Source organism: Inquilinus sp. (assembly GCF_057815775.1).
Genome location: NZ_JBYRFX010000238.1, coordinates 1 through 2,583, shown reverse-complemented (window position 1 = coordinate 2,583; position 2,583 = coordinate 1). Strand labels below are relative to the sequence as shown.

The window sequence follows — 2,583 nt, the reverse complement described above, 5'->3', positions numbered from 1 at the left end:
GGCGCGACGCGGCGAGGTCGCAGGCGAACCGGGCGATGCGCTCGATGCCCGTCCGGGTGAACACCGAGACATCCATGCCGACCTCGATCGGCAGGCCGCGATGGGCCCGGCCGCCGACGCCGGCATATTCGCCCTCGCTGTTCTCGCGGACGATCACCCAGTCGATCTGCCGGCCGAGATCGGGGCGCAGCGGGCCGGCCAGGCCCGGCAGCAGGCGCGTCGGCCGGACATTGGCGTACTGGTCGAAGCCCTGGCAGATCGCCAGGCGCAGGCCCCACAGCGTGATGTCGTCCGGCAGGTCCGGGTCGCCGACCGCGCCGAAATAGATCGCGTCGAACCCTTCGATCTGCGCCAGCCCGTCCTGCGGCATCATCCGGCCGTTGCTGCGGTAGTAGTCGGAGCCCCAGTCGAACCGGGTGAAGTCGAAGGACAGGCCGGGTTCGATCGCAGCCAGCGCGTCCAGCACGCGCACCCCGGCCTCGACCACCTCCACCCCGATCCCGTCGCCGCCCATGACGGCAATGCTATGCGAAGGCATGGTCCGCTTCCTTCTCGATGACGCTCACGATGGCGTCCGTCATTCCGGCGGTGCCGGTGGTGCCGCGGATATCGCCGGTCCGCGTCTCCGGCCGGGCCAGTGCCGCCACCGTGGCCTTGCCCATCAGGGCGGCTGCGGCCAGGGCCTGGGGGACGCCCCGATTGTGGCCCAGCCACTCCAGCATCATCCGGGTCGATTCGATCATCGCGAACGGGTTGGCGATGCCGCGGCCGGCGATGTCGGGGGCCGATCCGTGCGCCGCCTGCGCCATGGCGCTGGCGCCTTCGCCGATGCACAGGCCCGGCGCCATGCCCAGGCCCCCGACCAGCCCGGCGGCCTCGTCGGGCAGGATGTCCCCGAACATGTTGGTGGTGAACACGACGTCGAAGGTCTGCGGGTCGCGCCGCAGGCGCATGGCGAAGGTGTCGACGATCACCTCGTCCACCGTCACATCCGGGAACTGCTCGGCGGCGCGGTAGCATTCCTCGACGAACATGCCGCAGCCGAGCTTGAACACGGTGTTCTTGTGGACCAGCGTCAGCTTCCGGCGCCGGGTCCGCGCGATCTCCAGGGCCGCCTTCGCCACGCGGTAGCTACCCTGGCGCGTGATCACCCGCACCGAGATGGTGGTGTCCTCGGTCGGCCGGAACTCGCCGGAGCCGGCGACGACGTTGCGGTCGGGCTGGAACCCCTCGTTGTTCTCGCGGACGATGACCAGGTCGACGTCGTCGAACAGCGCGCCGAGGCCGGGGTAGGAGCGTGTCGGCCGGACATTGGCGAACAGGCCGAAATGCTTGCGCAGGATCGGGTGCGGGTTGATGGCGCCCGGCGCCTTCGGATAGGCGCGGTGCCCGATCGGCCCGAGGATGAAGCCATCCATGGCCGACAGCGCCTCCAGCGTGCCGTCCGGCATGGTCGATCCGTGGGTGTCCAGCGCCCGCCGGCCGATCGGCATCGGCCGCCAGTCGATGTCGAGCCCGGCCCGGGCGGCGGCGGCGCGCGCCACCCGGACCGATGCCGGCACGATCTCATGGCCGATATCGTCGCCGTCGAGGATGCCGATGGTGAGATGAGCCATTCCCGCCCCCGTCAGCCGGCCCGTGCGACCAGGCTCATCAGCCGCTCGATCGAGGGCTGCTGCTCCAGGTCGCGCACCAGGGCGACGATCTCGTCCGCCGCGGCGCGTCCCACCCCGGCATGGGCGGCGTTGTCGCGGAACTTGTCGGCGACCTCCGCATAGCTCATCGGGTTGGCCGGGCTGCCCTTGCCGAAATCGGCCTCGCCATGGATCACGCGGCCGTTCTTCAGGGTGATGTCGATGATCGTCGTCATCTTGTGATAGCCGGCCTGCTCGGCCTTCTCGTCGACCACGAAGTCGACCTTTTCGATCATCGCCCGGACGTCGTCGCGCCGGGTGGTCTCGTCGGTGAACTCCGACAGGCCCGCCTTGCCGTCCAGCAGCAGCATCGCCATGCAGAATTCCATCGAGAACTTCGCCTGCAGCTCGTCCTGCGGCCGGTGATGGATCAGGGCGTTCGGCATGTTGGAGTTGGTGCCGACCCGCACCCGCTCGACATCCGCCGCCTTGATGCCGTGCGCGCCGATCAGGCGTGCCATCTCGGTCATGCCAGGGTGGGTCAGCGACCCCGACGGGTGCGGCTTGATCGAGATGCCGGGCTCGGCGAAGGTCCAGGGCGACCCGAGCCGGAGATAGATCGCGTCGGCGTCATAGCCGCCGCCGGCCGCCTGGAAGAAGCCGCGCGGGGCCTCCAGGATCTTGTCGGTCGCGGTCCAGCCGGACGCGGCCAGCTGGGCGGCGACGATGCCGCTTTCCGAGGCACGGCCGGCGTGGAAGGGCTTCGTCATCGTGCCGAAATTCTCGCGCAGCCCGGCCGACTGGCTGCCGGCGATCGACAGCGCGCGCGCCGTCGTCTCCGCATCGAACCCCAGCAGCGAGGCGGCGGCGGCGGCGGCGGCGAAGGTGCCGCAGGTGGCCGTGGCGTGGAAGCCGGTCTGGTAGTGGCGGGGCGCGATCGCCTCGGCGA

At 70.4% G+C, this 2,583-nt stretch carries 3 protein-coding genes; all 3 read right to left on the bottom strand.

Features of this window, described 5'->3' with window-relative positions:
- Positions 1-538, bottom strand: a 538-nt coding sequence (locus AC3XYG_RS08600) for an isocitrate/isopropylmalate family dehydrogenase (protein WP_489139404.1), incomplete at its 3' end; no start/stop codon positions are given.
- Entirely contained in the window at positions 525-1,616 is a 1,092-nt protein-coding gene (locus AC3XYG_RS08595) for an isocitrate/isopropylmalate dehydrogenase family protein (RefSeq protein ID WP_489139403.1), read from the bottom strand. The genes AC3XYG_RS08600 and AC3XYG_RS08595, both read right to left, overlap by 14 nt.
- 11 nt (positions 1,617-1,627) lie before the next feature.
- Positions 1,628-2,583, bottom strand: a 956-nt coding sequence (locus AC3XYG_RS08590; RefSeq protein WP_489139402.1) for an MmgE/PrpD family protein, incomplete at its 5' end; no start/stop codon positions are given.